The organism is Gemmatimonadaceae bacterium (assembly GCA_035606695.1).
Classification (GTDB): Bacteria; Gemmatimonadota; Gemmatimonadetes; order Gemmatimonadales; family Gemmatimonadaceae; genus JAQBQB01.
Genome location: DATNEW010000026.1, coordinates 43,296 through 68,471 on the forward strand (window position 1 = coordinate 43,296; position 25,176 = coordinate 68,471).

The 25,176-nt window shown below is 65.4% G+C and carries 30 protein-coding genes; 25 read left to right on the forward strand and 5 right to left on the reverse strand.

Annotated features, from left to right (window positions below; genetic code table 11):
- Nucleotides 1–9: 9 nt before the first annotated feature.
- From VN706_11250 to VN706_11300, 11 genes are all read left to right on the forward strand, one after another.
- On the forward strand, nucleotides 10–468 hold the full coding sequence (locus tag VN706_11250; protein ID HXT16198.1) for a hypothetical protein: 459 nt from the start codon (nucleotides 10–12) through the stop codon (nucleotides 466–468).
- A gap of 30 nt (nucleotides 469–498) precedes the next feature.
- Nucleotides 499–921: a MerR family transcriptional regulator gene (locus tag VN706_11255; GenBank protein HXT16199.1), complete on the forward strand. Its 423-nt coding sequence runs from the start codon at nucleotides 499–501 to the stop codon at nucleotides 919–921.
- A 62-nt stretch (nucleotides 922–983) separates the two neighbouring features.
- The gene (locus VN706_11260; protein ID HXT16200.1) at nucleotides 984–1,604 is read left to right on the forward strand and encodes a DinB family protein; all 621 of its coding nucleotides are present in this window, start codon (nucleotides 984–986) and stop codon (nucleotides 1,602–1,604) included.
- 87 nt (nucleotides 1,605–1,691) lie between these two features.
- Nucleotides 1,692–2,096: a VOC family protein gene (locus VN706_11265; protein HXT16201.1), complete on the forward strand. Its 405-nt coding sequence runs from the start codon at nucleotides 1,692–1,694 to the stop codon at nucleotides 2,094–2,096.
- Complete coding sequence (locus VN706_11270; GenBank protein ID HXT16202.1) at nucleotides 2,093–2,428, forward strand: hypothetical protein; 336 nt, start codon at nucleotides 2,093–2,095, stop codon at nucleotides 2,426–2,428. The genes VN706_11265 and VN706_11270 overlap by 4 nt, the downstream gene beginning before the upstream one ends.
- 63 nt (nucleotides 2,429–2,491) lie before the next feature.
- The gene (locus VN706_11275; protein ID HXT16203.1) at nucleotides 2,492–2,935 is read left to right on the forward strand and encodes a DUF1801 domain-containing protein; all 444 of its coding nucleotides are present in this window, start codon (nucleotides 2,492–2,494) and stop codon (nucleotides 2,933–2,935) included.
- Between the two features lie 73 nt (nucleotides 2,936–3,008).
- The gene (locus VN706_11280) at nucleotides 3,009–3,248 is read left to right on the forward strand and encodes a hypothetical protein (GenBank protein ID HXT16204.1); all 240 of its coding nucleotides are present in this window, start codon (nucleotides 3,009–3,011) and stop codon (nucleotides 3,246–3,248) included.
- Between the two features lie 12 nt (nucleotides 3,249–3,260).
- The gene (locus tag VN706_11285; protein HXT16205.1) at nucleotides 3,261–3,632 is read left to right on the forward strand and encodes a hypothetical protein; all 372 of its coding nucleotides are present in this window, start codon (nucleotides 3,261–3,263) and stop codon (nucleotides 3,630–3,632) included.
- Nucleotides 3,633–3,656: 24 nt separating this feature from the next.
- Nucleotides 3,657–4,124, forward strand: coding sequence for a DUF1569 domain-containing protein (locus VN706_11290; GenBank protein ID HXT16206.1), 468 nt, complete (start codon nucleotides 3,657–3,659; stop codon nucleotides 4,122–4,124).
- Nucleotides 4,125–4,180: 56 nt separating this feature from the next.
- Nucleotides 4,181–4,894, forward strand: coding sequence for a hypothetical protein (locus VN706_11295; protein ID HXT16207.1), 714 nt, complete (start codon nucleotides 4,181–4,183; stop codon nucleotides 4,892–4,894).
- A gap of 180 nt (nucleotides 4,895–5,074) precedes the next feature.
- Nucleotides 5,075–5,650 (forward strand): GNAT family N-acetyltransferase, encoded by a 576-nt coding sequence (locus tag VN706_11300; protein HXT16208.1) that lies wholly within the window; start codon nucleotides 5,075–5,077, stop codon nucleotides 5,648–5,650.
- A gap of 30 nt (nucleotides 5,651–5,680) precedes the next feature.
- Here the strand turns inward: VN706_11300 and VN706_11305 are convergent, their stop codons facing one another.
- The 3 genes from VN706_11305 to VN706_11315 form a co-directional block, all read right to left on the reverse strand.
- Nucleotides 5,681–6,373, reverse strand: a complete 693-nt coding sequence (locus VN706_11305; GenBank protein HXT16209.1) for a response regulator transcription factor — start codon at nucleotides 6,371–6,373, stop codon at nucleotides 5,681–5,683.
- Complete coding sequence (locus VN706_11310; GenBank protein ID HXT16210.1) at nucleotides 6,370–8,016, reverse strand: HAMP domain-containing sensor histidine kinase; 1,647 nt, start codon at nucleotides 8,014–8,016, stop codon at nucleotides 6,370–6,372. The genes VN706_11305 and VN706_11310 overlap by 4 nt, the downstream gene beginning before the upstream one ends.
- An 85-nt stretch (nucleotides 8,017–8,101) precedes the next feature.
- The gene (locus tag VN706_11315; protein ID HXT16211.1) at nucleotides 8,102–8,995 is read right to left on the reverse strand and encodes a DUF4239 domain-containing protein; all 894 of its coding nucleotides are present in this window, start codon (nucleotides 8,993–8,995) and stop codon (nucleotides 8,102–8,104) included.
- A gap of 350 nt (nucleotides 8,996–9,345) precedes the next feature.
- Between VN706_11315 and VN706_11320 the strand changes: the two genes are divergently transcribed.
- Complete coding sequence (locus VN706_11320; protein HXT16212.1) at nucleotides 9,346–9,612, forward strand: DUF2277 domain-containing protein; 267 nt, start codon at nucleotides 9,346–9,348, stop codon at nucleotides 9,610–9,612.
- A 273-nt stretch (nucleotides 9,613–9,885) separates the two neighbouring features.
- On the opposite strand, the gene VN706_11325 is transcribed toward VN706_11320, so the two are convergent.
- On the reverse strand, nucleotides 9,886–10,287 hold the full coding sequence (locus VN706_11325; protein HXT16213.1) for a hypothetical protein: 402 nt from the start codon (nucleotides 10,285–10,287) through the stop codon (nucleotides 9,886–9,888).
- An 83-nt stretch (nucleotides 10,288–10,370) separates the two neighbouring features.
- On the opposite strand from VN706_11325, the gene VN706_11330 reads away from it, so the two are divergent.
- The 8 genes from VN706_11330 (at nucleotide 10,371) to VN706_11365 (ending at nucleotide 17,500) form a co-directional block, all read left to right on the forward strand.
- A complete protein-coding gene (locus tag VN706_11330) occupies nucleotides 10,371–11,792 on the forward strand; it encodes a M20/M25/M40 family metallo-hydrolase (protein HXT16214.1) in 1,422 nt (473 codons plus the stop codon).
- Between the two features lie 22 nt (nucleotides 11,793–11,814).
- Entirely contained in the window at nucleotides 11,815–12,285 is a 471-nt protein-coding gene (locus VN706_11335; protein ID HXT16215.1) for a tRNA (cytidine(34)-2'-O)-methyltransferase, read from the forward strand.
- Between the two features lie 54 nt (nucleotides 12,286–12,339).
- Nucleotides 12,340–12,711 carry an Ig-like domain-containing protein gene (locus tag VN706_11340; protein HXT16216.1) on the forward strand — a complete coding sequence of 124 codons (372 nt, stop codon included), beginning with the start codon at nucleotides 12,340–12,342 and terminating at the stop codon, nucleotides 12,709–12,711.
- 34 nt (nucleotides 12,712–12,745) lie between these two features.
- Nucleotides 12,746–13,294: a GNAT family N-acetyltransferase gene (locus VN706_11345; GenBank protein ID HXT16217.1), complete on the forward strand. Its 549-nt coding sequence runs from the start codon at nucleotides 12,746–12,748 to the stop codon at nucleotides 13,292–13,294.
- A 52-nt stretch (nucleotides 13,295–13,346) separates the two neighbouring features.
- Nucleotides 13,347–14,522, forward strand: a complete 1,176-nt coding sequence (locus VN706_11350; GenBank protein HXT16218.1) for a protein kinase — start codon at nucleotides 13,347–13,349, stop codon at nucleotides 14,520–14,522.
- Nucleotides 14,519–14,905, forward strand: coding sequence for a Rid family detoxifying hydrolase (locus VN706_11355; protein ID HXT16219.1), 387 nt, complete (start codon nucleotides 14,519–14,521; stop codon nucleotides 14,903–14,905). The genes VN706_11350 and VN706_11355 overlap by 4 nt, the downstream gene beginning before the upstream one ends.
- 273 nt (nucleotides 14,906–15,178) lie before the next feature.
- Complete coding sequence (locus VN706_11360) at nucleotides 15,179–16,291, forward strand: hypothetical protein (GenBank protein HXT16220.1); 1,113 nt, start codon at nucleotides 15,179–15,181, stop codon at nucleotides 16,289–16,291.
- Nucleotides 16,292–16,339: 48 nt separating this feature from the next.
- On the forward strand, nucleotides 16,340–17,500 hold the full coding sequence (locus VN706_11365; protein ID HXT16221.1) for a glycosyltransferase family 4 protein: 1,161 nt from the start codon (nucleotides 16,340–16,342) through the stop codon (nucleotides 17,498–17,500).
- Here VN706_11365 and VN706_11370 read toward each other — a convergent pair.
- The gene (locus tag VN706_11370; protein HXT16222.1) at nucleotides 17,469–18,713 is read right to left on the reverse strand and encodes a heparan-alpha-glucosaminide N-acetyltransferase domain-containing protein; all 1,245 of its coding nucleotides are present in this window, start codon (nucleotides 18,711–18,713) and stop codon (nucleotides 17,469–17,471) included. The two genes, VN706_11365 and VN706_11370, sit on opposite strands and share 32 nt — an antisense overlap.
- Nucleotides 18,714–18,756: 43 nt before the next feature.
- Between VN706_11370 and VN706_11375 the strand changes: the two genes are divergently transcribed.
- From VN706_11375 to VN706_11395, 5 genes are all read left to right on the forward strand, one after another.
- Nucleotides 18,757–19,281, forward strand: a complete 525-nt coding sequence (locus VN706_11375; protein HXT16223.1) for a DinB family protein — start codon at nucleotides 18,757–18,759, stop codon at nucleotides 19,279–19,281.
- Nucleotides 19,282–19,319: 38 nt separating this feature from the next.
- The gene (locus tag VN706_11380) at nucleotides 19,320–20,837 is read left to right on the forward strand and encodes a glycogen synthase (protein HXT16224.1); all 1,518 of its coding nucleotides are present in this window, start codon (nucleotides 19,320–19,322) and stop codon (nucleotides 20,835–20,837) included.
- A 153-nt stretch (nucleotides 20,838–20,990) separates the two neighbouring features.
- Nucleotides 20,991–21,701 carry an amino acid racemase gene (locus tag VN706_11385; protein ID HXT16225.1) on the forward strand — a complete coding sequence of 237 codons (711 nt, stop codon included), beginning with the start codon at nucleotides 20,991–20,993 and terminating at the stop codon, nucleotides 21,699–21,701.
- Nucleotides 21,698–22,741: a galactose-1-phosphate uridylyltransferase gene (gene galT, locus VN706_11390; GenBank protein ID HXT16226.1), complete on the forward strand. Its 1,044-nt coding sequence runs from the start codon at nucleotides 21,698–21,700 to the stop codon at nucleotides 22,739–22,741. The genes VN706_11385 and galT overlap by 4 nt, the downstream gene beginning before the upstream one ends.
- Nucleotides 22,738–25,158 carry a galactokinase family protein gene (locus VN706_11395; GenBank protein HXT16227.1) on the forward strand — a complete coding sequence of 807 codons (2,421 nt, stop codon included), beginning with the start codon at nucleotides 22,738–22,740 and terminating at the stop codon, nucleotides 25,156–25,158. Before galT ends, VN706_11395 begins: the two co-directional genes overlap by 4 nt.
- The last annotated feature ends 18 nt before the right edge of the window (nucleotides 25,159–25,176 follow it).

Genomic DNA, 25,176 nt, shown 5'->3' on the forward strand with positions numbered 1-25,176 from the left:
GAGGAGCGAATGGGCGAGACACGTCGTTATCGCGGTCTGGTTCGCATCAGTCTGACGGCAGGCGTTGCGCTATCCGCGGTCGCCGTGAGCTTCTTTGTCGTGGGACTCGCGAGCGGACTCGTTCCCGCGTCCGTCTTCGGACCGCGCGAGGTCGTCGCGATCGCGGTCCGAGCGTTTTGCGCCGGCGTGGTCGCGGGCGGACTGTTCTCGGCGTTTGCGATGCGCGGCGGACGAGGACACACTCTGGCGACGCTGTCCACGTGGCGCGTGGCGCTCTGGGGCGCGCTCGCCACCGGAAGCATTCCGCTGCTTCAGGCGTTGGGCGGCATGGGATCCGTTCCGCTGTCCGTTCTCGCCGCGGCGACCGCGCTTGCCGGCATCGGCGGTGGTGTCGCCAGCGCATTGATGTTGCGACTCGCTCGTCGCTCGACGCAACGACTCGCCGAAGCGGAGTTTGTAAAACTCTAATGGCAACGAGTCTCGTTCGACGCGGTCAATATGTCCAACCGTAGCGGGCTGTCGATCGGCGAAGTCGCGGAGCGCGCGGGTGTCGCCACGTCCGCGATTCGCTACTACGAGCGTGTCGGACTCTTACGCGCGCCGAGTCGTGAGAGTGGCCGCCGCGTGTACGACGAGGAGGTTTTCGAGTCGCTGGCGCTGATCGCCCTCGCGCGAGACGCCGGCTTCAGCGTCGCCGAGACGAACGCGCTGATGCACGGCTTCGATCGCGCGACACCGGCCGGGCCGCGCTGGCGCGCGCTCGCCGGGCGCAAGCTCGAGGAGATCGCGGAACGAATCGAGCGAGCCGAACGCATGCGCGTGCTCATCGAGCGCCTCATGCGCTGCCAATGTCACACGCTCGGCGAATGTGTGCGGTCTCGGAAGGCGGCGATGACGGCGGCAAAACTCCCGATCACTTGACTTAAACTGCACTTTAACTCGTACCGTGCTCCGTCGGCCTCATTTCATCAACGGAGCACTGTATGAGAATCAGAGTACTCGTATTCGTCGTCCTGGCGTCGCTCGCACTCCCGTCGGCGCCGATCGGTGCGCAGCGTCGGCCCGAGCCGCCCGAACGCAAGACGGCCGCGACGACGGTGGCAGATACGCTCTTCGCCCAGGAGCGGGCAAATTTCAGGCTGGCGCTCGACGGCTCGGTTCGGCGCAACATCGTTTCTCTCGCCGAGGCCATGCCGGCCGACAAATACGGCTTCGCACCGACCGTCGGGGAGTTCAGCAACGTTCGCACCTTCGGCGCGCAACTCATGCACCTTGCCGCCACGAACTTCATTCTCGCCGCGGCCGCACTCGGCCAGGCACCGCCGGCGGACGCCGGTGACGAGGCGGGGCCGGACACGGTGATCACGAAGCGCCAGCACATCGCGTATCTCGAGCGGTCGTTCGACGCGCTCGACAGTGCGATCGATGCGATCGGCGATCGGCGCATCCCCGTTCGATCATCGCCCATCTCGCCGTTTCAAGGCAACACGGCCACCCGCATCTCGCTCATCGCCGAGGCGATGATTCACGGATACGATCATTATGGGCAGATGGTGGTGTATCTTCGAATGAATGGACTCGTCCCGCCCGCCAGCCGCCGGTGACGGAGCGAGCGACGTAGATTTCTCGTTGTCGTATGGTTGCAAGGTCGCAAGGTTGCAAGGTTGCAAGGTTGCATGGAGGCGATCCCAATGGCCACCGTTCAAGTCAGATACATCGTGCTCGACGTCGATGCCGCGATCGACTTCTACGTCAAGCAGCTCGGCTTCGAGCTCAAGATGCATCCCGCGCCGACGTTCGCGATGCTCTCGCTCGGCGATCTGCGGCTCGTCCTCAGCGCGCCAAGTGCGGTGGGCGGCGGCGGGCAGTCGATGGCGGATGGAACGCAACAGACACCCGGCGGATGGAATCGATTCGCGATTCAGGTCACCGACATCAGCGCGACCGTCGACCGGCTGCGCAAGGCCGGCGCCCGCATGCGCAATGAGATCGTCACCGGCGTCGGCGGCAAGCAAGCGATCGTCGAAGATCCATCGGGCAATCCGGTCGAGTTGTTCGAGCCGACGGCCGACGCGGCGCGGCTCGAGAAGTCGTGAGTTACACTGATTTCGTGCCGGCACCGGACGGGCCGCACCGCTTCGCCGCGGAGAGCGAATCGCATTTGCTCAGCATGGACGTGGCGCTCACGGCGCATCGTATTCCGCACACGGTGCATCGCGAACATACGGAGAGCATCGCCGGGTGCAGTCTGTATGTCGCGGTGAGCGCGATCGACGCCGAACGAGCGAGCCCGGTCGTGCGCGACGTGCAGCATACGCCGCTGCCCGGCGCGGCTTGGGACCAGCGGCGCTTTCGAATCTTCGCGATCGTGACCACGATTGTGGTGCTTGGCGGCGCGCTGCTGGTCCGCTATCTGTCGCGGAGCTGATCGCGACGTGTCGCTCGCGCTCGCATGCCCATCTCGAATCCACACGGACCTGAAGCATTCACGATGACACCAGCAAAAAAAGCGAGCGCGACTGAATCCGAATCAGCCTCGGCGCTCATCTCGAAACGAATCGCCGAGTTGGGCGACTGGCGCGGCAAGACGCTCGCCCACATTCGGAAGCTGATCAAACAAGCCGATCCGGCCGTCGTCGAGGAGTGGAAGTGGATGGGCACGCCGGTGTGGTCGCACGACGGGATCATCTGCACCGGTGAGTCCTATAAGAACGTCGTAAAGTTGACGTTCTTGAAGGGTGCGTCGCTCGACGATCCAGCGCGCCTGTTCAACTCGAGTCTCGACGGCAACGCGCGGCGTGCGATCGACATCCACGAAGGCGAAGCGATCGACGAGTCCGCGTTCAAGGCGCTCGTCCGCGAAGCGATCGCGCTCAATGGGTCGGCGAAGACGAAGACGGCACCGAAGACGAAAGCGAAGAAACGGAAGTCGTAGGGCCCGGATATGACCTCGGTCAGCTGTGCAAGATCGCTTGCCTCGAGCGTCTCCATGAAGATCCGGAGACGTCATGAGATTCTTTGCGTTCGTCATCGTCGCTGCCGCAACCGCGTTCCATGCGCCTCAGCCGCGTCTCGTCCCACACGAACCGGCTGCGACGCCGGCCTGCGCTTCGCTCGATCGAATGCCGATCGTTCGTCCCGATACCACGCGCGGCGATCACATGCCCGTTGTTCGAGTCGACCTTCGGCGTCTCGAGCCAATGCCGACGATGAATCCATGCGATTCGTTGCATCGCGAGGCGCGTTAACGGCAGCGTGCCGTGCGTAAGCAATACTACTTTCGTGATTCCCCGCGAGGCTTGCTGGCATGGGATGTCGATCGCCTCGTCGCGCGTTCATGTGACCTGCCGGTGCGTGCCGTGCAGCTCAGTGCCATTCGGGAGCTCGACGAGCCGATCCTGGTCGACGGCAAGGCGCCGACATGGCGGACGCTTGCCGAGCACATGGCGCTCGTGCTCGCTGCTGACTTGGCGTTCCCCATCATCCTCGCCGCGAACGGCGACGTGATGGACGGCCGGCATCGCGTTGCCAAGGCGCTGCAGGACGGACACGCGACAATCGACGCGGTCCAATTCGCCGAGGACCCGCCGCCGGACTTCGTCGGTTGCGACCCCGGCGAACTTCCATACTGAACTAGCGCATGATCCGGAGCATTGATGGCGACCTTGCTGGACCCGCGCGATCGCGCCGCGATCGAAACGCGACTCGCGAGCCTCACGCCCGATCGAGAACGGCGGTGGGGTCGAATGAATGCCTCGCAGATGGTATGTCACCTGACTGATGCATTTCGCGGCGCACTCGGCGAACGCTCGAGCCCGAACACTCCGCGACCCGCCGGACTCCTCGGACGCACGCTCGTCAAATGGATGGCGCTCTACGTGCCGGCTCCATGGCCGCGCGGACTGCCCACGCCACCGATCGCGGACCAGGAGCGCGGCGGTACCCGGCCAACGACGTTCGATCGCGATGTCGAGATGTTGCGCGCGGCGCGCGATCGATTCATGCACGAGCTGCCGGCGATCGCGCAGCGGCCGCACGTGTTTTTCGGGCGGCTGAGCCAGGCGCAGTGGGCGCGGTGGGCATATCGGCACATGGACCACCACTTGCGGCAGTTCGGGGTGTGATGCGTCGCAGGCGCTGGATCGGTTTTATGTTGATGCTCGGCGGATGTCGGGGACATATGCATCCACCGCTTGCCGGCCCGCACGGGCCATACCGTGTTCAACAAACTGTAACACTCCGGCCGGCCGACGTCGGCGATGCGAGACTCGAGCTCCTCGAGGATGCGCGTATCACACCGTCGATTCGCGCGGTGTTTCAGCGCGGTCTGCCGGACGATGCATGCGCTGATTCGCCGGCCGATTCGTTGCGTGCGTTCTGTGCCGCGATCGTTCGGCGGCCGCTGCTGCCGGCGCTGCTTCGCCTGATAGATGGGCACGGAACACCGCTCGACAGTGTCCCGCTCGAACGTTCCATCGGCGACATTGTGCTTGCGATTCCCGCCTCTGGTGCTCGGCCCGCGGTGTTCGGCGTCTCCGTCGATCTCAGCGCCGAAGCCGGGTCGTATTCCGGGCCGTTGCTGCAGTTGCTCGATCCGCGCGACCGCCGCCTCCGCTGGCTGCGCGCGCGAGATGTCGCGTCTGATTCGACGGTCGACGTCTTTCTTCCGACGACGCTCAAGACCGGGTGGAAGATCATTCCTGCCGATGGAGGAGCGGGCCCAGAGATTCTCCTCGTTGCGTGCAGGCCGGCATTTGGCGAGAACGGCAGCGATTTTAAGATTACATATACTCGATTCTTTATGGAGCGCGGGGGCTGGCGCCGCGTCCAGCGAACGGTGCCCGGATTCTGGGAGAACGAGGGCGACTTTCCGGTGCGATCGCTGTTTCCGTGAGCGGAGTCCGGCAGCTCAGGGCGAGCGCCCGATCCGGGTGCTGATCACCGGATTGCGCCGCACGGTCTTGTCGGCCTAATTCAAGTGCATGAGCCCTGACACGCGTTCCGCGGGCGTACGCCGCGTTGCGACGCACCCGCGCCGTAACGCTCGCTGAACGCGAACGGCCGCTCGGTCCTCGTGCTCGAGATTCGCGACGCAGACTATCGTTCGCTCGCGACGTACGGATCAATTCCGGCCGCATTCGAGGTTCGTGAGCGCGTCGACCTCTCCGCGCTCGACGTCGCATCCGGAGCCGTGCCGACGCTCCCGGTCTCGACGCCCTGGATCAAGAACTACGATGCGATGCCCGCGAACGATCCCGCGAGTTGGTCGTCGCACTACGACGTTCGACGCTGGTTCGTGTTCGCGGCGTTTGACGCGGGCCGCCGTGTCGGCGGCGCAATCGTCGTAATCGACTCGGATGCCGTCGTCGCACTCGGCGGGCGGCCGAACTACGCGCTGCTCTGGGACCTGCGTGTCGCGCCGGAAATGCGTCATCGCGGCGTTGGCCGAGCGCTGCTCGTCCGCACCGAACGCGCCGCGCATGACGCGGGAGCGTTCGGCATCGACGTCGAGACGCAGGACATCAATGTTGCTGCGTCTCGTCTCTACGCGGCGGCCGGCTATCGAATTCGAGAGATCTCGAAAGAGGCGTACCTCACTGCACCGGACGAGGCAAAGCTCATCTGGGCAAAAAGGCTTCCCGCGCCGTAACGCCGAACGCTGCGACTGTGGCGACTGTCGTTAGTCGCCGCGCTCGAAGCGGTAGCCGACCTTCCAGACCGTGAGGATGTGCCGCGGCTCTTCCGTATCATCCAGCTTTCGCCGCAGCTCGGCCACATGGGAGTCGACCGTTCGCGTCATGATGAACGCGCCGTAGCCCCACACTTCCGTCAAGAGATCGGTGCGCGACGCGACGTCGCCGTTGCGGCGAACGAGGGCGAGCAGCAGCTCGTACGCCTTGGGCGTGAGCGCGACCGGTGCACCGTTCCGCGTAACGGTGCGCGAGCCCAGCTCCACGACGACGTCGCCGAACGTGAGCGTCGCCGGTTTGTCATCACCGGCATCTCGCGCGGTACGCCGCAGCAACGCCGCGACACGCTCGAGCAACTCGAGCACGCCGAACGGCTTCGTCACGTATTGATCGGCGTCGAGCCGGAAGCCCCGTACCTTGTCCGATTCTTCGGCCCTCGCGGTCAGAATGATGACCGGCACGCGATTGCCGCTCCCGCGAATCGCCTGAAGGACCTGGTAGCCGTCGAGCTCCGGCAGCATCAGGTCCAACAGCACGAGATCGGGATTCCACTCGGTCGCCTCCACGAGAGCCGATCGGCCGTCGCCGGCGACGCGCACCTCGTGGCCTTCGAGCGTGAGGTTGTACTCGATGCCCTTCGCGAGCGCGGCGTTGTCCTCGACGACGAGAATGCGCGCGCTCACGACGCGGTCTCCGTCGCGGCATCGACGGGCAGCGTGATCACGAATCGCGCGCCGCCGTGCGAACCTGTTTCCACGCGCGCCGCGCCGCCGTGGGCCGCGGCAACCTCGCGCACGATCGTGAGGCCGATCCCGCTGCCGCCCGTGTGATGTGCGCTGCGGCCGCGCGTGAAGGCCCGCCACACGGCGTCGCGCTCCGTCTCGTCGATGCCCGGACCCTCGTCGTCGATCGCGATCGCCACGGAGCCATTGTCGCGCCGTACGGAAACTTGAATGGTCTGCCCCTCGGGGCCGTATTTCACGGCGTTGTCGAGCACGTTGAGCACCATGTGTCTCAGCGCATCCGGGCGCACACGCAGCGGTGGCACCGCGTCCGACTGGACGACGATGTGCGCACGGCGATCCGCCGCGAGCGGCGCGAACTCGCGCACGATCGTCTCGACTTCCGCCGTCGCGTCGATGGGCGAAGCAGCCGTCGCGTCGGAGGTCGCGAGCGTGGAGAAGCGAAGCGTCTTTTCGACGAGGTGAGAGAGGCGCGTCGTCTCGCGCGCGATGTTCGACAGCGCCCAGCGCCGCTGCTCTTCGGTTTCCATGCGCCCGAGCTGAAGTGTCTCGGTGTAGAGGCGCATCTGCGCGAGCGGCGTACGTAATTCGTGCGATACGCTCGAGACGAATCGCGCGCGCACTTCCGTCAGCTCGCCGTCGCGCCGCAGCTGCGCGACGGCGACGATCGACAGCGCCGCGGCCAGCGCGAGCAACCCGAGCACGAAGGGCAGGCGAGAGCGCGGCAGGCCGCCGATGATGAGATCGCCCGCAAGCTCGGGACGTATGAACGCGTCGACCGAGAGAAGTCCCGCGCGCCACGGAAGATCGACGCGTGCCACGAGCCGCGATTCGATCGCCGGCGCCGAATCGAACACGGTGTGTCCCGCGCGATCGTGCACGCGTACGGCCAGCACGTCCCGATTGTGCCGGCCGGCGGTGAATGTCGCCGGCAACAAGCCTTTGCCGTCGAGAACACCGGCCAGAATGCCGCGAAGCGAAGCCATGGAGTATTGCGCCGCGTACAACATCGTGTCGCCGCTCGCGGTGGGCATCAGCGTATATGCCAGCACCTCGGGCTCGCCGCCCGCATCGCCTACGACGAGATCGAAGCCGTGGTCGGGCTGGCCGAGTCCGCGCGCGCGGCGCGTCAGCGTGTCGATGAGCCATCGGCTCTCATTCGGGCTCGGTGTCCGTACGTCGGCGCCCTCGATCCCGCTGTCGAGATGATCCTCGCCAATGCGCAACGCCAGGAAGGTCTCGGGCGGCGGCCCGAGTCTTGGCCGCCGACATGCGCACGCGGGATCGCGGGGTAGATAGAACGCGAGCTCCTGCGCCGTGGGCACGCGCCGATTCATGTGTAATTCGTCGCCATGATTGACCGCGCCGACGACTTCGCGTTCGATCTGCATGAGCGTGTCGGACAGCCGCTGCGCGAAGCTCCACGCGGCGAAACTGGCGTAGTCGTGAAGCGTCCGTTCGGCGAGGCGCTGCTGCGAACGCACCGTTCGCTGTGCCTCGACCGCCGCGATCGCGGTCAGGGCAATGCTGGCCAGCAGCACGACGAACGGCCAACGAAGATGCGGGAGACGCAACCGCGTCATGCGCGGCGGGTGGGGCTCATGCGGACACTAATGTACCAGGCGGCGCCGGAAAATCGCCCGGAAAAGTGTGTTGGAACTGTGAATTTCAGCGCAATTTCTTGGCGGAGGCCTTTCCGGCCGTTCCAGCCTGGCCGACGGTGGGGGCCGAGAGGGTGGAGTCCGTCCGTTGTCGCGCCAGCCGCTGATCCATCGACTGAAGCACGCTGCTGAACGCATCCGGTTTGATGCTCACGTCGCCTTGAAACGGATGCTCGAGCGCGCCGACCATGAGAATACTGAAAACGAGCATCGTCGACACGACCCCGGTGACGGCGTACTGCGTCGCCGCGACGCGCGTTCCGAACACGAACATGAAGGCAATCGTCACTGCCCCGCCGCCGAGCAGCAGGCCCCACATGAGCGACGGCAGCGCCGCCGTCGCTTCGAGCATGCGAAGCCGTCTCAGCATTCCGAGCTCATTGAGCTCATGAATGGATTGCTCGTAGAATGCCGCTTGCTTCGGGTCGTTCGTCGCAGTCGGAACCGCGTAATACGCGTTCCAAAGATCCTCATAAGAGTTCGCCGTCGTGGCCTCCGCGCCTTTGCCCACGGCCATGTTCGGCCATTCCTTGTCGACGACGTTCTTCGTGTACGTGTAGAGCTTGTCCTGCACCAGTGTCCGTGACGATGCCGGAAACACCTGGGCATCGCGCCACAACTCGCTCAGGTGCGTGGCTTCGTTCGTCGCGGTTTTGTCGGCGTCGCCGAACTGCTCCCACACCGCGATGATCGTGAACGCCAGGTACACGCCGTAAATGAGGCCGAGGACCTGGTACATCAATCCGCCGAACTCGTGGTTGTCCTTCATTTTCGCGTGCGGCGCATGGCGGCGCACGATGTTCACGGCAAGCATCGTGACAGCGAGCGTCACGAGAACGATTACGAGTCGCTTCGACATCGTGTCCATCGCGTTCCCCGGCGGAGTCTTCGCCGACGACATTAGCAAAAGACACGCGGTTGCGGAACCACCACCGCGCCGGAAAAGACGAATCTTTGCAATCCGGCCGGATTGCATTGCCTGCACGGACGCGTCCTCCGTCGTACTGTCTCCCGCCGTGACGACCATCGATCGCGATCCCCACCGGCTCTCGAGCGTGTTTCGCCGCGTCGAGGAGGGTGTGTCGCCCCGAAGCTCGTGTACTGGCCGCTCGTCGTCGGCGCGTGCTTCGTGGTGACGCTTATCTTTCTGTATTGACGGCCGCGGGCGCCGATGCGGACGTGGCATGGCTCGAGCGGACGCATCGTTGACTCGCATCCTCTCAACTGACTTTCCCCGAGGGCCGCGCGACCATGTGCCGCAACATTCGAACACTCGCCAACTTCGAACCGCCGGCGACCGATGATGAAGTCCGCGCATCGGCCTTGCAGTTCGTGCGCAAGTTGAGCGGGACGCATCATCCGTCGCGCGCTAACGAGGCCGTGTTCAACCAGGCGGTCGAGGAAGTGGCCGCCGCGGCGCACCGGCTACTGACGTCGCTCGAGATTCATGCGCCGCCGCGCGATCGCGAGGTCGAGCGGCAAAAGGCGCAGGAACGCGCCCGCAAGCGCTTCGCGTGACCGCGGTATTTCGATGAGCTGGTTTCGGTACGCCGCACCCGGCAGCCGCCCCGGTGACCTCGGCGCATGCTGCCCGGAACTCCACGAGACGGTCACGCGACGAGACGGCGTCGTCCGTCTCGATGCGCGAGGCATCGTGCATGTGATTGTCGGTGTCGACAGCCGCGCGACACTGCCGATGTACCACTGTCCGTTCTGCGGATTCGAGGTCCAAAGTCGACGCGCCGTCGAGAGAATGTCACGCGACGGCGCCCCATAAATCGAGTCGCGCCGCTACGCCTCGACCGAAAGACTCGGCAGCGCGCGCTGGATCTCGACGAGCTCGGGCTGGCCGCCGAATTCACCACAGATCGTGACGTCGAACAGATAGCGGCTGCCTTCGGCGTCCGTCCACGGAAAACCGCGACAGACCACTGGATAGTACGACTTGTCATGAATGGAGCAGGCACCGTCGCGCAGCATGACGCACCGCTTGTTGCGAACGCGCGTGCGCCACTCGCCCCATCTCGTCCGGTACACGAGGCCCGGTCCGTGATCCGCTTCAATCGCGGCGGCCTCTTCATCCGACACCGTTGTCCCATAGGCACAGCACGACGCGTTGTGCGGACATGGATAGCACGGCAACGACGGCAACGACGGCAAGGACGGCAGCGGTGTTCGACGATCGGCGCTCATGTGGTTGATATAATAATCGAACGGCGTCATGATGCGGGAGCACCCCGCGCGACATTCCGCGCCGTCATTTCATTGAGGATAGTATGATGGCTCGCCATTGGAGGGTCTGTTTTGCCCTGAGCGCCACCGCTACCGTCATCGCCGCGTCGGCCGGCGCGCAGAGCCAGACCATGCCGCGGCAAGCCGACCGCGACCTCGCCCGCTCCATCTACAAGGAAATGGTCGAGATCAAATCCGGATACACGACGGGCGCCACGACGCCGGTCGCCGAAGCGGCGGCACGCCGCCTCAAGGCCGCCGGATTTCCCGCGTCGGACATCTTCATCGGCGGCGCGAGTCCGGCCAAAGCCAATCTCGTCGTGCGATATCACGGCACCGGTCACGCGCGTCCGATCCTGCTGCTCGCCCACACCGATGTCGTCGAGGCGAACCGCGAGGATTGGAGCATGGATCCGTTCACGCTCACCGAGAAGGACGGCTACTTCTACGGGCGCGGCACCGGCGACGACAAGGCGCAAGCCGCGGTATGGATCGCCAATCTCATCCGCTACAAGCGCGAAGGATTCAAGCCCGACCGCGACATCATCGTCGCCCTCACCGCCGACGAAGAAGGCGGCGGGTCGTACAATGGCGTCGCGTGGCTGCTCAAGAACAAACGCTCGCTGATCGACGCCGAGCTCGCGCTGAACGAAGGCGGATGGGGCGAGTCGGTGGCGGGGAAGCCACTGTCGAACGATCTCCAGGTGAGCGAGAAGTACGTCATCAACTACCGGCTCGAGGTGCGCAACAAGGGCGGTCACAGCTCGCTGCCCGTGGCGGACAACGCCATCTATCATCTCGCCGGTGCGCTCGACCGGATCTCGAAATTTGGATTCCCGCTCAAGACCAACGACGTCACGCGCGCCTACTTCCGCGAGATGTCGAAGATCGAGACGGGACCGATCGCCGCCGATCTCGGCAAGGTCGCGGATGGCGATGCCGCGGCGATGGCGCGCGTCGCGAGCTCGACAACGGCGTGGAATGCCACGCTGCGCACGACGTGCGTCGCCACGCAGCTCGAGGGCGGCCACGCGAAGAACGCATTGCCGCAGCTCGCGGCGGCCAACGTGAATTGCCGTGTGCTGCCCGAAGACGGCGTTGCCTACGTCACACAGACGCTCGATCGCGTCATCGCCGACACCGCGGTCAAGCTCATCGTCGACGGCACGCCGCAGCGCGGACCGGCGTCGCCCATGCGCAACGATCTCATGTCGGCCGTGAGCACCGTGACGAGCGCGATGTGGCCCGGGGTCGCGACGGTTCCCATGATGGTCATGGGCGCGACCGACGGGCTCTACCTGCGCGCCGCCGGAATTCCCACTTATGGTATTCAAGGATTCTTCTACGACCGCGACGACATCCGCTTTCACGGCCGCGACGAACGCCTCAAGGTGAAGTCCTTCTATGAGGGGCAGACGTTCCTGTACGATCTCGTGAAGCGACTCGCCGGCGGTCCGGCGACCTGACCACGCGCATACCACACAACGCGTGGGCCTTCACGTCGTTCTCGTTCATCCCGAGATCCACTGGAACACCGGTAACGCCGGCCGCAGCTGTCTCGCCGCCGGGGCCACGTTGCACCTCATCGAACCGCTCGGCTTTTCCCTCGACGAACGCGAGGTGAAGCGCGCGGGCCTGGATTATTGGGAGCACGTCGACCTGCGCGTGTGGCCGAGCTGGGAGGCATTCGAGCGCGAGCTGCCGGCGCTCGGCGAGCCATTTTTCTTCTCGACCAAAGCCAAACGGGTGTACTGGGACGCTCCGCTCGGCGGCGCCGCCGACGTCGTGTTGGTCTTCGGACGCGAAACCGGCGGCTTGCCGGCCGACCTTCACGAACGCTATCATGAGCGTTTTGTAACGATGCCCATTCTCTCGCCCCGCGTCCGCTCACTCAACCTGTCGACGAGCGTGGCGGTGGCGCTGTACGAAGTGTTGCGACAGCGGCGCGCATCCGCGTGAAACTTCCGGGCGCGAGGCTTGTACTACGTCGAAACCTGACTCCAGGAGTCGAGCATGATGATGCACCCGGCGCTCCACCGCTTCCTCGGATATGCACTCGTGTCGATTGGACTCGGCGCCTGCGGCGACACGCCGGCCACTCCGCCCTCCGCCGTAGCCCCTTCGGCTTCGGCGGTACGCATTGCGCCGTCGCCCTTGCGCATCGCCGTGGGGGCCGACAGTCAGGCGATCGCGATCGTGACCGACGATCGAGGCACCATTCTGTCGAACCAGGACGTCCGGTGGAGCTCGACCAACGTGTCGGTCGCGTTCGTGACCGACGGCGGACTCGTACAGGGGCGCGCCGCCGGCACGGCGATCATTACGGCGATCGTCGGAAACCACATTGGCCTCGACACCGTCACCGTGGTGGGACCCACATCGTGATCGGATGGTTCCGCGCGCGATGTGACCTCACGCCATGAGCGTCCCCGGCGAGCTGCGCACGGCGCGCCTGTATATGCGACCATGGCGCGCCGACGACGCGGCTCTGCTTCATCCGGTGCTCGTCGCCAATCAGGCGCACATCGCGCCGTGGATTCCACGCCGCGTCTCCGACCCCGCTACCGTTGCGCTGCTCGCCGAGCGGCTCAGCGGGTTCGCCGCCGACTTCGCGGAGGATCGCGAATGGCGGTACGCGCTCTTCACGCCGAACGAAGCAAAAGTCCTCGGCGAAGCCGCGCTGTTTCCACGCTCGGAAACATCGCGCGCGTCATTCGATGAATCCGATCGCGTCGAGCTTGGCTACTGGTTGCGCCAGGACGTCACGGGTAACGGTTTCGTCACGGAGGCGGTCGAGGCGCTGCTGCGTGTGGCGTCGAGCATCCCGCGATTCACCCACGCCGAGATTCGCTGCGACGCGCGGAATGCGCCCAGCGCGGCGATTCCGCGCCGCCTGGGCTTCGCGCTGCCGAACGACGAGGAAGGCGAGGGCCGCCTTCAGGTCTGGACGCTCCCGCTCGTTCGCTGAGCCGCGCATCGCTCCTTGCCGGACAGCGTCGAACGCACGCATACTGCGAGGCATGCCGACTCAGTCTCCCTCGCCGCGGCGCGCTGCGCACAGCCTGCATTCGGACTATCGGCCGTCGGACGCGCAGCGCGTGTACAGCTCCGAGTCGGGCCGCACGTATCGGCTCGACCGGTTGATCGGCAAGGGCGGCTTCGGCGAAGTCTTTCTCGCGACGCCGACGCCGCACGATGATCTGCCGCGACAAGTGTGCGTGAAGATCAGCGACCGCTTGTCCGCGTGGCTGCGCGAAGCCTACTTCGCCGAGCTGCTCGCGCGCGAGCCGCGCGCATTGCGCGTGTTCGATCGCTTCGCCGACGTGCAAGGCACGCAGATGCGTTATTGCCTGGCCATGGAATACGCGGAGCACGGCGACCTGGGTGCGTGGTTGGCGCGAACGGGCGCACAGTCCGAGCGGTTCGTGCGCCGGGAGATCGCCGCGATACTCGGCGCGCTCGATGGGTTGCATCGCGGTCAGGCGCTGCATCGCGATCTCACGCCGTTCAACGTGTTCGTGTGCGAGGGCGAGCAACTCAAGCTCGGCGACTTCGGCATTGCGACGCATCAGCGGAGTCGCCGCGGTGTGACGGCGGAGGCATTCAATCCGTTCAACGCGCCGACCGAGATCGCGTGGGGACGGGTGCGCCGTTGGCAGCAGCGCGACGACATCTATCAGGTCGGGCTCATCGCCGCGTTGCTGTTGCACGGCGACATCACGAGCCCAATGCGCAGCAAGGATGTCCGCACGTTGCCGTGCAGCGATCATCTCAAGGAAGTCATTCACCGCTGCCTCGGCGTCCGCGGCAAGCGTTACGAAGCCGCCGGTGATTTGATCGCCGCGCTTCGGCAACGACCCGAGGAAGTTCGGCTCGCTCGCGTGCAGAGCCTGAAGGCAATGCGTCTCTCGTTCACCGGATTTCTCAGCCGCCCGCGCAGCGAAGCGATGGCCGCCGCGAAAAAAGCCGGGGCGATCGTCCAGTCGAAGCCCGGCCAATCGACCGACATTCTGGTGCGCGGCCGGCCCAACACGCAGCAGATCGCCGGCAAGGCGGGCGGCACGAAACTGATGGATGTGCGGCGACTCGCCGCGCGCGGACACATGGTGCGCGTCATCGGCGAGCGTCAGTTCTGGCGACTCGCGGAAGCCGGCGCGGCGAAGCGACAACCTACTCGACGGCGCAACGCGAAATGACGCATCAATACGTGCACAGCGCGGGTCTGCCCAAACCCGTTGGTCCGTATTCGCCGGGCATCGCGTTCGATCGGTTGATCTTCGTGTCGGGCCAGGGCGCGACCGATCCCGAAACCGGCAAGCTCGCCGGCGCGGACGCCGCGACGCAGACGGAGCAATGTCTGCACAACGTGCGAACGATTCTTCAGGCCGCCGGTTCCGATCTGCAACACGTGCTGCGCTGCGGCGTGTTTCTCCTCGACATGAAGGAGTTCGGGGAGATGAATCGCGTCTACGAACGCGTGTTCGGCGAGCATCGTCCCGCGCGCACGACGATTCAGGCAGCCGCGTTGCCGGGCGAGGGGCTGCGCGTCGAGATCGACTGCATCGCGTATCGTCCTTGAACGTTGAACGTTGAACGTTGAACGTTGCGCGTTGCGCGTTGAGCCTTGAGCCTTGAGCGTTGAGCGATGGACGATGGCGATGGCGATGGCTGAACACAGGAGCCCAATCATCCATGTGTGCAACAGTGGGCGCCTATTCAACTCGTAGAAAAATTTGATTGAGTTGGCGCGTGACGCGCGATAGCTTCCAATCGTTCGTCCCTCCCCCACCCAGTTTTGCCCAACATGTTGAACAGCCGATCCGCCGTTGGGTCGCGGCGCGTCAAGTGCGTGATGACTTCCGCACTCGCGCTGGTGATGTCGTGCAGTGAACGCTCGGCAACCGAGCCCGCGATGAACGCGGCGTCCTTCAGCGCCTCCGTCGCCGCCGAGCGTCCGGTGTTCCTGAGCGAGCCGGTGCTGATGAGTATTCCTACATACGACGGTTCGGGCCAGAGTGTGCATCCCGACGTCGTGGCGTTCGGATCGGCATGGCACGGGGCGAGGTACTGGCTCACGATGACGCCGTATCCGAAGTCGGATCAGCATCTCGAGAATCCGTCGATCCTCGCGAGCGACGACGGCGAGTCGGTGCGCGTTCCGGGCGGGGTCGCGAATCCTGTCATCAAGGCGCCGGGCAAGCGCAAGGATTACAACTCCGATCCCGAGCTCGTATACGAGCCGCAGAGCGACCAGCTCGTGCTGTTCCACCGGTTCGTCGAGGCGAAGACGAACACCATTCACGTGGCGACGTCGCACGACGGCGTGACGTGGACCCACTTGCGGGCCCCGTTTTGGGAGCGGGCGCACAACCTCGTGTCGCCGACCGTCGCGCCGCGCGCCGCCGCGCCGGCCCGCATGTGGTACGTCAGCGCCGGCAAGGCGGGTTGCGACGCCAGGTCGACGACGGTGATGCTGCGCACGGCGACCGACACCACCGGCCGCGTCGTCGATACGAAGTGGGCTGGCGCGACGCGTACGGACTTGAGCATTCCTGGATATAATATCTGGCATATCAAGGCGCGCTGGATTCCCGAGAAGACCGAATACTGGATGCTCATCTCGGCCTTTCCGGTGAACGGAGACGGATGCAAGACCGACGATCTCTTCTTCGCGCGCAGCACCGACGGCCAGCACTGGACGGCGTACGCGCAGCCCGTCCTGCGCCACCAGGATCGCGCCTGGACCGCGGCGACGGTCTATCGCAGCAGCTTCCTCTACGACGCGGCGAACGATGTCCTGGAGCTGTGGATTTCGGGACGGGGCACCGACGGCACGTGGGGCATGGGCCACGCTCGTGCTCGCTTCAGCACGCTGCTGTCCGCGCTCGAGCGCAACGTGCAGGTTTCTCCCAATTCGCGTGTCGTGTACACAGCGCCGGCACTGCAGCCCGGCGATTTGCCGTAACCGCTCCAACTCACTCGACGCGCACGCGACCTGCGCAGTAGGAATACAATGCGTGTGCTGTTTGTCGGCACCAACCCTGGCGGCGGCGGTACCGAGAGCCATTTCATCTCGCTCGCGCGTTCACTGGCCGATGCCGGACACGAAATCATCGCCGCGGTTCGTCCAGATGACTTCATTCACCGCGGCCTGGCCGACCATCCTCGCGTGCGCCTGGTGCCCGCGGAGTTCAGAAGCCGCCGCGATCTCCGCACGATTCGCGAACTGTCATGCTTGATGCGATCCCTGCGGCCCGATTGGGTCGTTGGTGCGTTCAAGGCGGAATACTGGGGACTCGCCGTCGCCGCAAAGCTGGCCGGCGTGCGCCTCGTCCTATTCTCGCATCTCGATCAGCGCATTCGTCCCGCCATGGTCCATGACTTCGCGCGACTGGTGCGCGGCATCGTCGTGCCGTCCGAATATTTGCGGCGACGAACCATCGAGCGCGGCGTACGCGGGGACCTCGTCGCGGTTCTGCCGAATCCGATCGACGTCGATCGATTCACCGTCACGTCCGACCTGCGCGCACGCGCTCGCCATTCACTCGGACTCGGCGACGACGATCTCGTCGTCGGTTACGTGGGTCGTTTCGAGCCGGCGAAAGGCGTGATGACGCTCGCGAGCGCGCTCGGTCAGACCATGGCGCGCATTCCGCGCTTGCACGCGTTGTGGGTGGGGCACGGCAAATCCGAATCGGAGCTGCGAAGCCTGACCTCAGCGACTTGCTTCGAGTCGCGGCACCATTGGTTGCCGTGGCTCGACGACGTGTCTCCGGCGTACGCGGCCATGGACATGCTCGCCCTGCCTTCAGAGGGCAGCGAAACCTTCGGCCGCGTCCTCGTCGAAGCACAGGCCTGCGGCGTACCCGTGCTCGGCGCCCGCAACGGCGGCATTCCTGAAGCGCTGTTCGAGGATCGCACAGGATGGCTCGTCGCGCCGGGCGACGTCCCGGCATGGGACCGCGCGATCGAGATGCTCGCCGGCAACGACGCGAGGCGCCATCGCTTCGCGGAACGTGGCCGACGGTTCGCGCTGCAGTTCGACAGCCGTCGCATCGCTGAGAAGTTCCCGCGCGTGCTGGCGTCGTTCGATGGCCGCCCGGTCGTTGAGTCGCCTCGCGTCGAGCGGCTCGATCCGGTCGTCACACTCGCACGAAAAGCCGTCGCCGACTGAGTCGCGATAGCACCAACCACCACGCGGCAAGAAACAGCAACGCCCACGCGAGCGACGCGGCCTTGGGTGCCAGTCCGACGTTCTCGATTTGACGCGTCGTCCATTCGTCGAGCCCAATTCGTCCACCCGTCGCGCGCAGTTTGATCGACGAATGAAGAATTCTTCGCGCCAGCTCCGATCCCGCGTACGCAATGAGCGGATTCGCGCCAAACGCAATGAATGGCTGTGACCAACGTGCACGCGCGCGGCCATCGAGCAGCGCGCCGAGGATCCCGAGCAGCACCGCGCCAACACCAGCGGTGTACACGACGTACGATCCCGTCCACAGCGGCTTGTTCAGCGGGTACACGAAACTCCAGCACCAGCCAACGACCATCGCCGCCGCGCCCACCACGAACAGCGGGCGTAGCCGTTGTTCAGGCGTTCGCGACAACGTCCAGCGGCCGCACACCACGCCGAGCAGCACCGTCGCGACCGACGACACGGTCGAGAGCGCCCCTTCCGGATCCCATGTCAGGGCGCTGTCCCACAAATGATTCCCCAGTCCCCAGCGCGTCCAGTCGAAGAGCGCGCGGTCGGTGTGCGCGACGATCGTGCGCGCGGGGTGATCGAGCACCGCGGCACCGATCACACCTTCGCTGGGAACCGGAACGACGGTGAGCAGCAGCCAATAGCCAATGAGCAGCGCCAGTATACCGATTGCGATCGTCCGCGACGAAGCGCGCCAGGCGATCAGCGCCGCCGCGAGATACGCGACGCCAATGCGCTGCATCACGCCGGGAATGCGCAGCAACAACAACCGCTCGGCCATTCGGTCGGGCAAACCCGGATGCGTCGTCCACGGAATGTCGCCCGATTGATAAAAGGGAAACCAGTTGAGCGCGACACCGATTCCGACGATGATCGTGGCACGACGCCAGATTCGCGCGCGCGCGGCCGCGTCGTCGCCGCGACGCGCCATCGCGGTGAGAGAGATGGTGGTCGTGATACCGACGACGAACAGAAAGAAAGGAAAGACGAGGTCGGCGATGGTGCAGCCATGCCACGCGGAGTGCTCGAGCTGCGTGTAGACCGCGTCGTGATTTCCAGGATTGTTTACGAGGAGCATTCCGATGACCGCGAGCCCTCGAAACGCGTCGAGCCCGCGCCAGCGGCCGGCCATGGCGGCGGTGCGCGTGCTGGACGAGGTGGTCGGGAGGTCGGCAGATTGCATCGGTAGGCGGAAACTTGGGACGCTCGATCACACTTCGCCAAACATGGATTTCAATCTCCAACAGGGCATCGCCGTTCTCGAGCGCACATCCGCGACGCTCCGCGCGATGCTCCTCGGGCTGCCCCGCGAATGGACGGAAGCCAACGAAGGTCCGAACACGTGGAGCGCCTACGACATCGTCGGGCACCTCGTGCACGGCGAGCGGACTGACTGGATTACCCGCGCGAAGATCATCCTGGCGCAGGGCGTCGACACGCGGTTCACGCCGTACGACCGCTTCGCGCAATTTCGGGAGAGCGAAGGGAAGTCGCTTCCACAGCTGCTCGACGAATTCGCGCGCTTGCGTACCGAAAATCTGACGCAGCTTGCCGGTTGGAGACTCACCGACGCGCAGCTCGCGTTGGAGGGCGTGCATCCGGAGTTCGGCGCCGTGACGCTGCGACAACTCTTCTCGACATGGGTTGCTCATGACCTCGGCCACATTGCGCAGATTGCCCGGGTAATGGCGAAACAGTATCGTGACGCGATCGGTCCGTGGCGGGCATACTTGCCGATCATGGAGCGATAATGTTGTTGGAATCGTCCTTGCCACTGCGCCGGGAAGGTATGCAACGGACCCCGCCGCCTCTCGTATCGCCCGACGGGCGCGCCGTGCGAGTCGTGCATCTCGTCGCCGAGCTCGCTCCGTTCGCGCGAAGCGGTGGATTGGGTGAGGCGATCGCGAGCCTGGCGCGATTCCAATCCGCGTCCGGCGTTTCGACGGCGATCGTGATGCCGCTGTACGATCGCGTGCGCGACGTCGTCAGCGACATGGAGCCGGTCGGCTCGACATTTCACGTGCAGGTTGGTCCGCGTGCCGAGCGCGTTCGGCTCTGGAAGCATCGCCCGCAGGCGCACGAGGCATTGGCGGCGACCGACGTCTATTTCCTCGAGGCCGACGAGTACTTCGCCCGTCCGTACATCTACGGACCGCCGGGCTCCGACTACCCCGACAATGCACGGCGCTACGCGTGCTTCGCGAAGGCGGCCGTGAGTGCGCTGCCGTTGATCGCGCCGGGCGCGCCGGTGTTGCTGCACGCGCACGATTGGCACACGGCGTTGGCACCCGTCTATCTCCGCTTGATGCCGCCCCTCCTGAATGTCGGCACCGTGAAGTGCGTGTTCACCGTTCATAACGCCGGCTTTCAGGGACACTTTCCGCCGGCCACGCTGGCGGACATTGGCTTGCCGGCGTCGCTGTTCAACATGCGGCAGCTCGAGTGGTACGGCATCGTGAATCTGCTCAAGGGCGGGCTGGTCTTCGCCGACGCGGTGACGACGGTCAGCCCGACGCACGCGCACGAGCTGCGCACGGGCGCCGGCGGCTTCGGACTGGACGGTGTGTTCGTCGCGCTGCGCGACCGATTCAGCGGCATCCTGAACGGCATCGACCAGGCGGCGTGGGACCCGGCCACCGATCGAGTCCTGCCATCCAACTACTCATTAGAGGATTTGAATGGCAAGTACGCCTGCCGCCAGGCGCTGCAGCTCGAGACGGGCCTTCGCGCCACGGACGAGATGCCGATCGTCGCCATGAGCGCCCGGCTGGTCTCCCAGAAGGGTCTGGATCTCATTCTCGGCGATCCGGCCTACTTCGCCATCGACGCCCAATTCCTTTTCCTCGGCAGCGGCGAGCCGCGCTATGAAGCCGCACTGCACGCGATCGCGGACCGCGCGCCCAACCGCATCGTCGTCGAGACGCGCTTCTCCGAGGAGCTCGAGCATCGCCTGCTCGCCGGCGCCGACGTGTGCCTCATGCCCTCGCAGTACGAGCCGTGCGGCCTCACGCAAATGCGCGCGCAGCGCTACGGCACCATTCCCGTGGCGCGACGGGTCGGCGGTCTCGCCGACACCATCGAGGACGGCGAGACCGGATTCCTGTTCGACGAATACACCTCGTCGGATTTCATGCGCGCCGTCATGCGCGCGGTCGAACAGTTCGAGGAGCCCGACGGCTGGCTGCACATGATTCGCTCCGCGATGTCCCGCGATTTCGGGTGGGAGCGTTCGGCGGCCAGGTATCTTGCGCTGTATCAGCGCGTCATCGCGAGCCACGGAACGCGATCGGCCGCCTCGGTCGTGTGAAGGAAAGTTTCAAAACCAGTCGTCATCCCGAGTGAAGCGAGGGATCTAGCCAGCTTGGTAGAGGGACGTCACTCTTCCTGGACGAAAACGCCCACCGGGTACCCGCTCGCCTTCGGCTCGGAATGACGGGCGTTTTGAAACACACCCGAACTCATGACACACATCGTCGGCCTGGTTGGTGGGCTCGGTCCCGAGTCCACCATCGACTATTATCGCCGCATTCTCGAGACGTGGCAGCGCACGGCGCCCGACAGCGCGCCGTCGATCGTGATCGACAGCCTCGACGTGCGCCTTGCGCTGAGGCTCGTCGAGACCGATCGTGCCGCGCTGATCGAGTATCTCCTCGAGTCGCTGCGCCGGCTGGGCGGCGCCGGTGTCGATTTCGCCGCCCTCACCGCCAACACGCCGCACCTCGTCTTCGATGAGCTCGCGGCTCGCTCGCCGGTGCCCCTGCTCAGTATCGTCGAGGCGTGCGCCGACGAAGCACGCAAGCGCGGTCTCACGCGGCTTGCGCTGCTCGGCACGCGCTTCACGATGGAGGCCCCGTTTTACCCGAAGGTGTGTTCACACCGCGGTATTACCGTGGTAATACCGGATGAAGTCGAGCGCGCGTGGGTGCACGAGCGGTACGTCGGCGAGCTCCTGCGCGGCGACTTTCGCGACGAGACACGCCGCGGCTTCGAGGCGCTCGTCGAACGGCTGCGCGACGCCGAACAGATCGACGGCGTCATCCTCGGCGGCACGGAGCTGCCGTTGTTGCTGGGATCCGAGCGCATTGCCGGTGTTCCGGCGCTCGATACGACAGCGCTCCACGTCCATGCGATAGTCGAACGGCTGCGAAGCGCGCATATTCCCGCGCCATGACGTCATCGCCCGCCTGGGAAGAACGCTGGCATCCATTGCGCGAGGAATGGGTGATCGTTGCCGCGCATCGTCAGTCGCGGCCGTGGCTCGGCGAAACGATTCCCACGTCGGACCAAACGCTGCCCGCGTACGATCCGACGTGTTATCTCTGTCCCGGCAACGCGCGCGTGAGCGGCCGTACGAATCCGCGCTACGACGGCGTGTTCGTATTCGACAACGATCATCCGTGCGTCGGGCCCGCCGCGCCTGACGATTTCGCGCCGCCCCCCGCGCCGTACGTGGCGCGCCGTGCCGACGGAGTAGCACGCGTGATCTCGTATTCGCCGCGACACGATCTCACGCTCGCGCGCATGCCGGTGCCGGAGATCGCCGCCATCGTCGATACCTGGCGTCGCGAGACGCGCGATCTCGGCACGCGGCCCGAAGTGCGGCAGGTGCTGATCTTCGAGAACAAAGGCGACGTTGTCGGCGTGTCGAATCCGCATCCCCACGGGCAGATCTACGCGACCAACTTCACGTGGAAGACGTTCGACACCGAGCTCGAGGCGCAACATCGCTACGCGCGCGAGACCGGACGCGCGCTGTTCGCCGACATCATTGCCGCCGAACAGCAGGACGGTCGCCGCGTGCTGTTCGAGGACGAGCACGCGATCGCGTTCGTTCCGTACTTCGCCCGATACGCGTACGAGGTCTACGTCGCGCCGAAGCGCGCCGTCCCGCACGTCTCGGCGCTGTCTGATGCGGAAGCCGAGTCGCTTGCGCGGGCGCTCAAGGATGTGACGGTGCGCTACGACAATCTGTGGCGGCAGGCATTTCCGTACGTGATGCCGGTACATCAAGCGCCAACCGACGGCGGGAATTATGAGAACTATCATTGCTTCGTCGGATTCCTGCCGCCGCTGCGCCGCCCAAATACGCTCAAGTATCTCGCGGGGCCCGAGATCGGTGGCGGCAATTTCCTGAGCGACACGTCGCCCGAGGAGAAGGCGGCCGAGCTGCGATCGCAGCCCGCGAGGCACTACAGCGAGGTGACAGCGTGATCCGCGAGCCCGACGCGCTGCTCGCTCGTCTTCGCGCCATTCACGCTGCCATACGCGACGCCGTCGTCGCCGCGTGCGAGCGGGAGAACATGGAGCAGCTCGCCGCTGCCGTTGCCGATGAAGGTGGCGATACGATCTTCGCCATCGACCGAATCTCCGAGGATGTGCTTCTCGAGCATTTCGGTGCACTGGCGAAGGAGTGGCCGCTGGTGCTGATCGCGGAAGGCCTTGGCGCGGACGGACGAATGGTGTTGCCGAAGGGCACGCCGGCGCGCGAGGCGGAGCTTCGCGTCATCGTCGATCCAATCGACGGGACGCGCGGGCTGATGTATCAGAAGCGCCCAGCGTGGATTCTCACCGGTGTCGCGCCGAATCGCGGTGGAGAGACGACGCTCGCGGACATCGGGCTGGCGCTGCAAACCGAAATTCCCCTGGTGAAACAGCATCTGTGCGATACGCTCTGGGTCGTGAACGGCGCAGCCGGTGGCGAGCGACTGAATCGAATCTCCGGCGACACGTCACGCCTCGATCCGCGCCCGTCGCGCGCGACGACGATCGCGCAGGGGTACGGCGGACTCGCGCGCTTCTTTCCCGGCGGCCGCGACATTCTCGCCGCGGTTGATGACACCGTGGTCGAACGCGTGCTCGGCCGCCCGCCGGCGGGGCGCGCGATGGCGTTCGAGGATCAATACATCTCGACCGGCGGGCAGCTTTACGAATTGATGATGGGTCACGACCGGTGGATCGCCGATTTGCGGCCGCTGCTCGACACGCGGCTGCGCGCCAAGGACCGCGCGCTCGGACTGACCTGTCATCCGTACGACATCTGCACCGAGTCGATCGCGCGTGCGTGCGGCGTGATCGTGACCGATGCCGAGGGCGCGCCGCTCAACGCACCGCTCGACGTCACGAGCGACGTCGCGTGGATCGGATTCGCCAACGGCGCGATTCGCGAGCAAGTCTGGTCCGCGTTGCCCGGCGTACTGCTCGAGCATGGCTTGCACACGAGCGTGGACGCCGCGGGTATCGCGCGCTTTACGGCGACGGTGCGAGCGCACGCCAGTGATTTCGTCGAGGATGCACCGATCGTCATCGCGCGCGCCCCAGGGCGGCTGGATGTGATGGGCGGGATCGCGGACTATTCCGGCTCGCTCGTTCTGGAGCTGCCGCTCGCCGACGCAACGTATGTGGCCGCGCAACGCACGAATGATGCGCAGATCTGGGTACGCAGCCTCACGACGCGCGGTGTCGATGTCGACGCTGCCGCTTCGATCGCCGTGTCGGCAATCGCGCCGAATGGCCAACCGATCGACTACGACGCCGCGCGTGAGCTGTTCCGCGCGAATCCTCGACAACACTGGGCCGCGTACGTCGCCGGCGCGCTGCTCGTCCTCGCGCGTGAACGCGGTCTCGTGATTCGCGACGGCCTGCGCCTGCTCGTCGACTCGACGCTGCCGATGGGGAAGGGTGTCGCCTCCTCGGCCGCGCTCGAAGTCGCGGCGATGCGCGCACTGGCCGGCGCGTACGATCTCGAGATCGACGGGCAAACGCTCGGCATCCTCTGTCAAAGAGTTGAAAACCTCGTCGTCGGCGCGCCATGCGGTGTGATGGACCAGATGACGGCGGCGTGCGGCGAGGAAAATCGCCTGCTCGCGCTTTTGTGCCAGCCCGCGGACGTGATCGGACACACCTCGCTGCCGCCAGGCCTCGAGTTATGGGGCATCGACTCAGGCATTCGTCATGAAATCGGCGGCGCCGACTACGGCGCCGTGCGCGTCGCGGCGTTCATGGGCTATCGCATTCTCGCGCATGCGTTCCAGATGCCCATTGTCGACCGCGGCGACGGGCACGTCGATATCGACGACACGCGTTGGCATGGCTACCTCGCGAACATCTCGCCCGGGGATTGGCGCACGCTGCACAAGATGATTCCCGAGCAGATGCGCGGCGACGAATTCCTGGAGATGTTCCAGGGCATCTCGGATCGCGTGACACGAGTCGATCCCAATCGCGAATACGCCGTGCGCCAGGCGACGGAGCATCCGATTCTCGAGCACGAGCGCGTGCGCGAGTTCAGCTACGCGCTCGATGCCGGCGCTGCGTCGGAAGCCGAGCGAGCTCGGCTCGGCGAATTGATGTATGCCTCGCACGCGAGCTACAGCGCGTGCGGATTGGGCTCGAGTGGAACGGATCGGTTGGTGGAGATGGTGCGCACGTCGGTGGGTGACGGACTCTATGGCGCCAAGATCACCGGCGGGGGTAGCGGTGGCACCGTCGCGGTGCTCGCGCGTGCCGGGTCGCGCGCGGCGATCGAGCGGATTGCGAATGAGTACGCTGCCGAGACCGGGCGCGCGGCGATGGTGCTTGGTGGCGCGTCGAATGGCGCGATGCGGAGTGGGGCGCGCGTATTGTCATGATTCGCTCTAGCCACCTCC

Bases quoted from the DNA above. Each gene is read 5' to 3' on its own strand.
- VN706_11250 (HXT16198.1), top strand. From the start codon at position 10: ATGGGCGAGACACGTCGTTATCGCGGTCTGGTTCGCATCAGTCTGACG.
- VN706_11255 (HXT16199.1), top strand. From the start codon at position 499: ATGTCCAACCGTAGCGGGCTGTCGATCGGCGAAGTCGCGGAGCGCGCG.
- VN706_11260 (HXT16200.1), top strand. From the start codon at position 984: ATGAGAATCAGAGTACTCGTATTCGTCGTCCTGGCGTCGCTCGCACTC.
- VN706_11265 (HXT16201.1), top strand. From the start codon at position 1,692: ATGGCCACCGTTCAAGTCAGATACATCGTGCTCGACGTCGATGCCGCG.
- VN706_11275 (HXT16203.1), top strand. From the start codon at position 2,492: ATGACACCAGCAAAAAAAGCGAGCGCGACTGAATCCGAATCAGCCTCG.
- VN706_11280 (HXT16204.1), top strand. From the start codon at position 3,009: ATGAGATTCTTTGCGTTCGTCATCGTCGCTGCCGCAACCGCGTTCCAT.
- VN706_11290 (HXT16206.1), top strand. From the start codon at position 3,657: ATGGCGACCTTGCTGGACCCGCGCGATCGCGCCGCGATCGAAACGCGA.
- VN706_11295 (HXT16207.1), top strand. From the start codon at position 4,181: ATGCATCCACCGCTTGCCGGCCCGCACGGGCCATACCGTGTTCAACAA.
- VN706_11310 (HXT16210.1), bottom strand. From the start codon at position 8,016: ATGACGCGGTTGCGTCTCCCGCATCTTCGTTGGCCGTTCGTCGTGCTG.
- VN706_11315 (HXT16211.1), bottom strand. From the start codon at position 8,995: ATGTCGTCGGCGAAGACTCCGCCGGGGAACGCGATGGACACGATGTCG.
- VN706_11320 (HXT16212.1), top strand. From the start codon at position 9,346: ATGTGCCGCAACATTCGAACACTCGCCAACTTCGAACCGCCGGCGACC.
- VN706_11325 (HXT16213.1), bottom strand. From the start codon at position 10,287: ATGAGCGCCGATCGTCGAACACCGCTGCCGTCCTTGCCGTCGTTGCCG.
- VN706_11330 (HXT16214.1), top strand. From the start codon at position 10,371: ATGATGGCTCGCCATTGGAGGGTCTGTTTTGCCCTGAGCGCCACCGCT.
- VN706_11340 (HXT16216.1), top strand. From the start codon at position 12,340: ATGATGATGCACCCGGCGCTCCACCGCTTCCTCGGATATGCACTCGTG.
- VN706_11345 (HXT16217.1), top strand. From the start codon at position 12,746: ATGAGCGTCCCCGGCGAGCTGCGCACGGCGCGCCTGTATATGCGACCA.
- VN706_11350 (HXT16218.1), top strand. From the start codon at position 13,347: ATGCCGACTCAGTCTCCCTCGCCGCGGCGCGCTGCGCACAGCCTGCAT.
- VN706_11355 (HXT16219.1), top strand. From the start codon at position 14,519: ATGACGCATCAATACGTGCACAGCGCGGGTCTGCCCAAACCCGTTGGT.
- VN706_11360 (HXT16220.1), top strand. From the start codon at position 15,179: ATGACTTCCGCACTCGCGCTGGTGATGTCGTGCAGTGAACGCTCGGCA.
- VN706_11365 (HXT16221.1), top strand. From the start codon at position 16,340: ATGCGTGTGCTGTTTGTCGGCACCAACCCTGGCGGCGGCGGTACCGAG.
- VN706_11370 (HXT16222.1), bottom strand. From the start codon at position 18,713: ATGCAATCTGCCGACCTCCCGACCACCTCGTCCAGCACGCGCACCGCC.
- VN706_11375 (HXT16223.1), top strand. From the start codon at position 18,757: ATGGATTTCAATCTCCAACAGGGCATCGCCGTTCTCGAGCGCACATCC.
- VN706_11380 (HXT16224.1), top strand. From the start codon at position 19,320: ATGCAACGGACCCCGCCGCCTCTCGTATCGCCCGACGGGCGCGCCGTG.
- VN706_11385 (HXT16225.1), top strand. From the start codon at position 20,991: ATGACACACATCGTCGGCCTGGTTGGTGGGCTCGGTCCCGAGTCCACC.
- galT (HXT16226.1), top strand. From the start codon at position 21,698: ATGACGTCATCGCCCGCCTGGGAAGAACGCTGGCATCCATTGCGCGAG.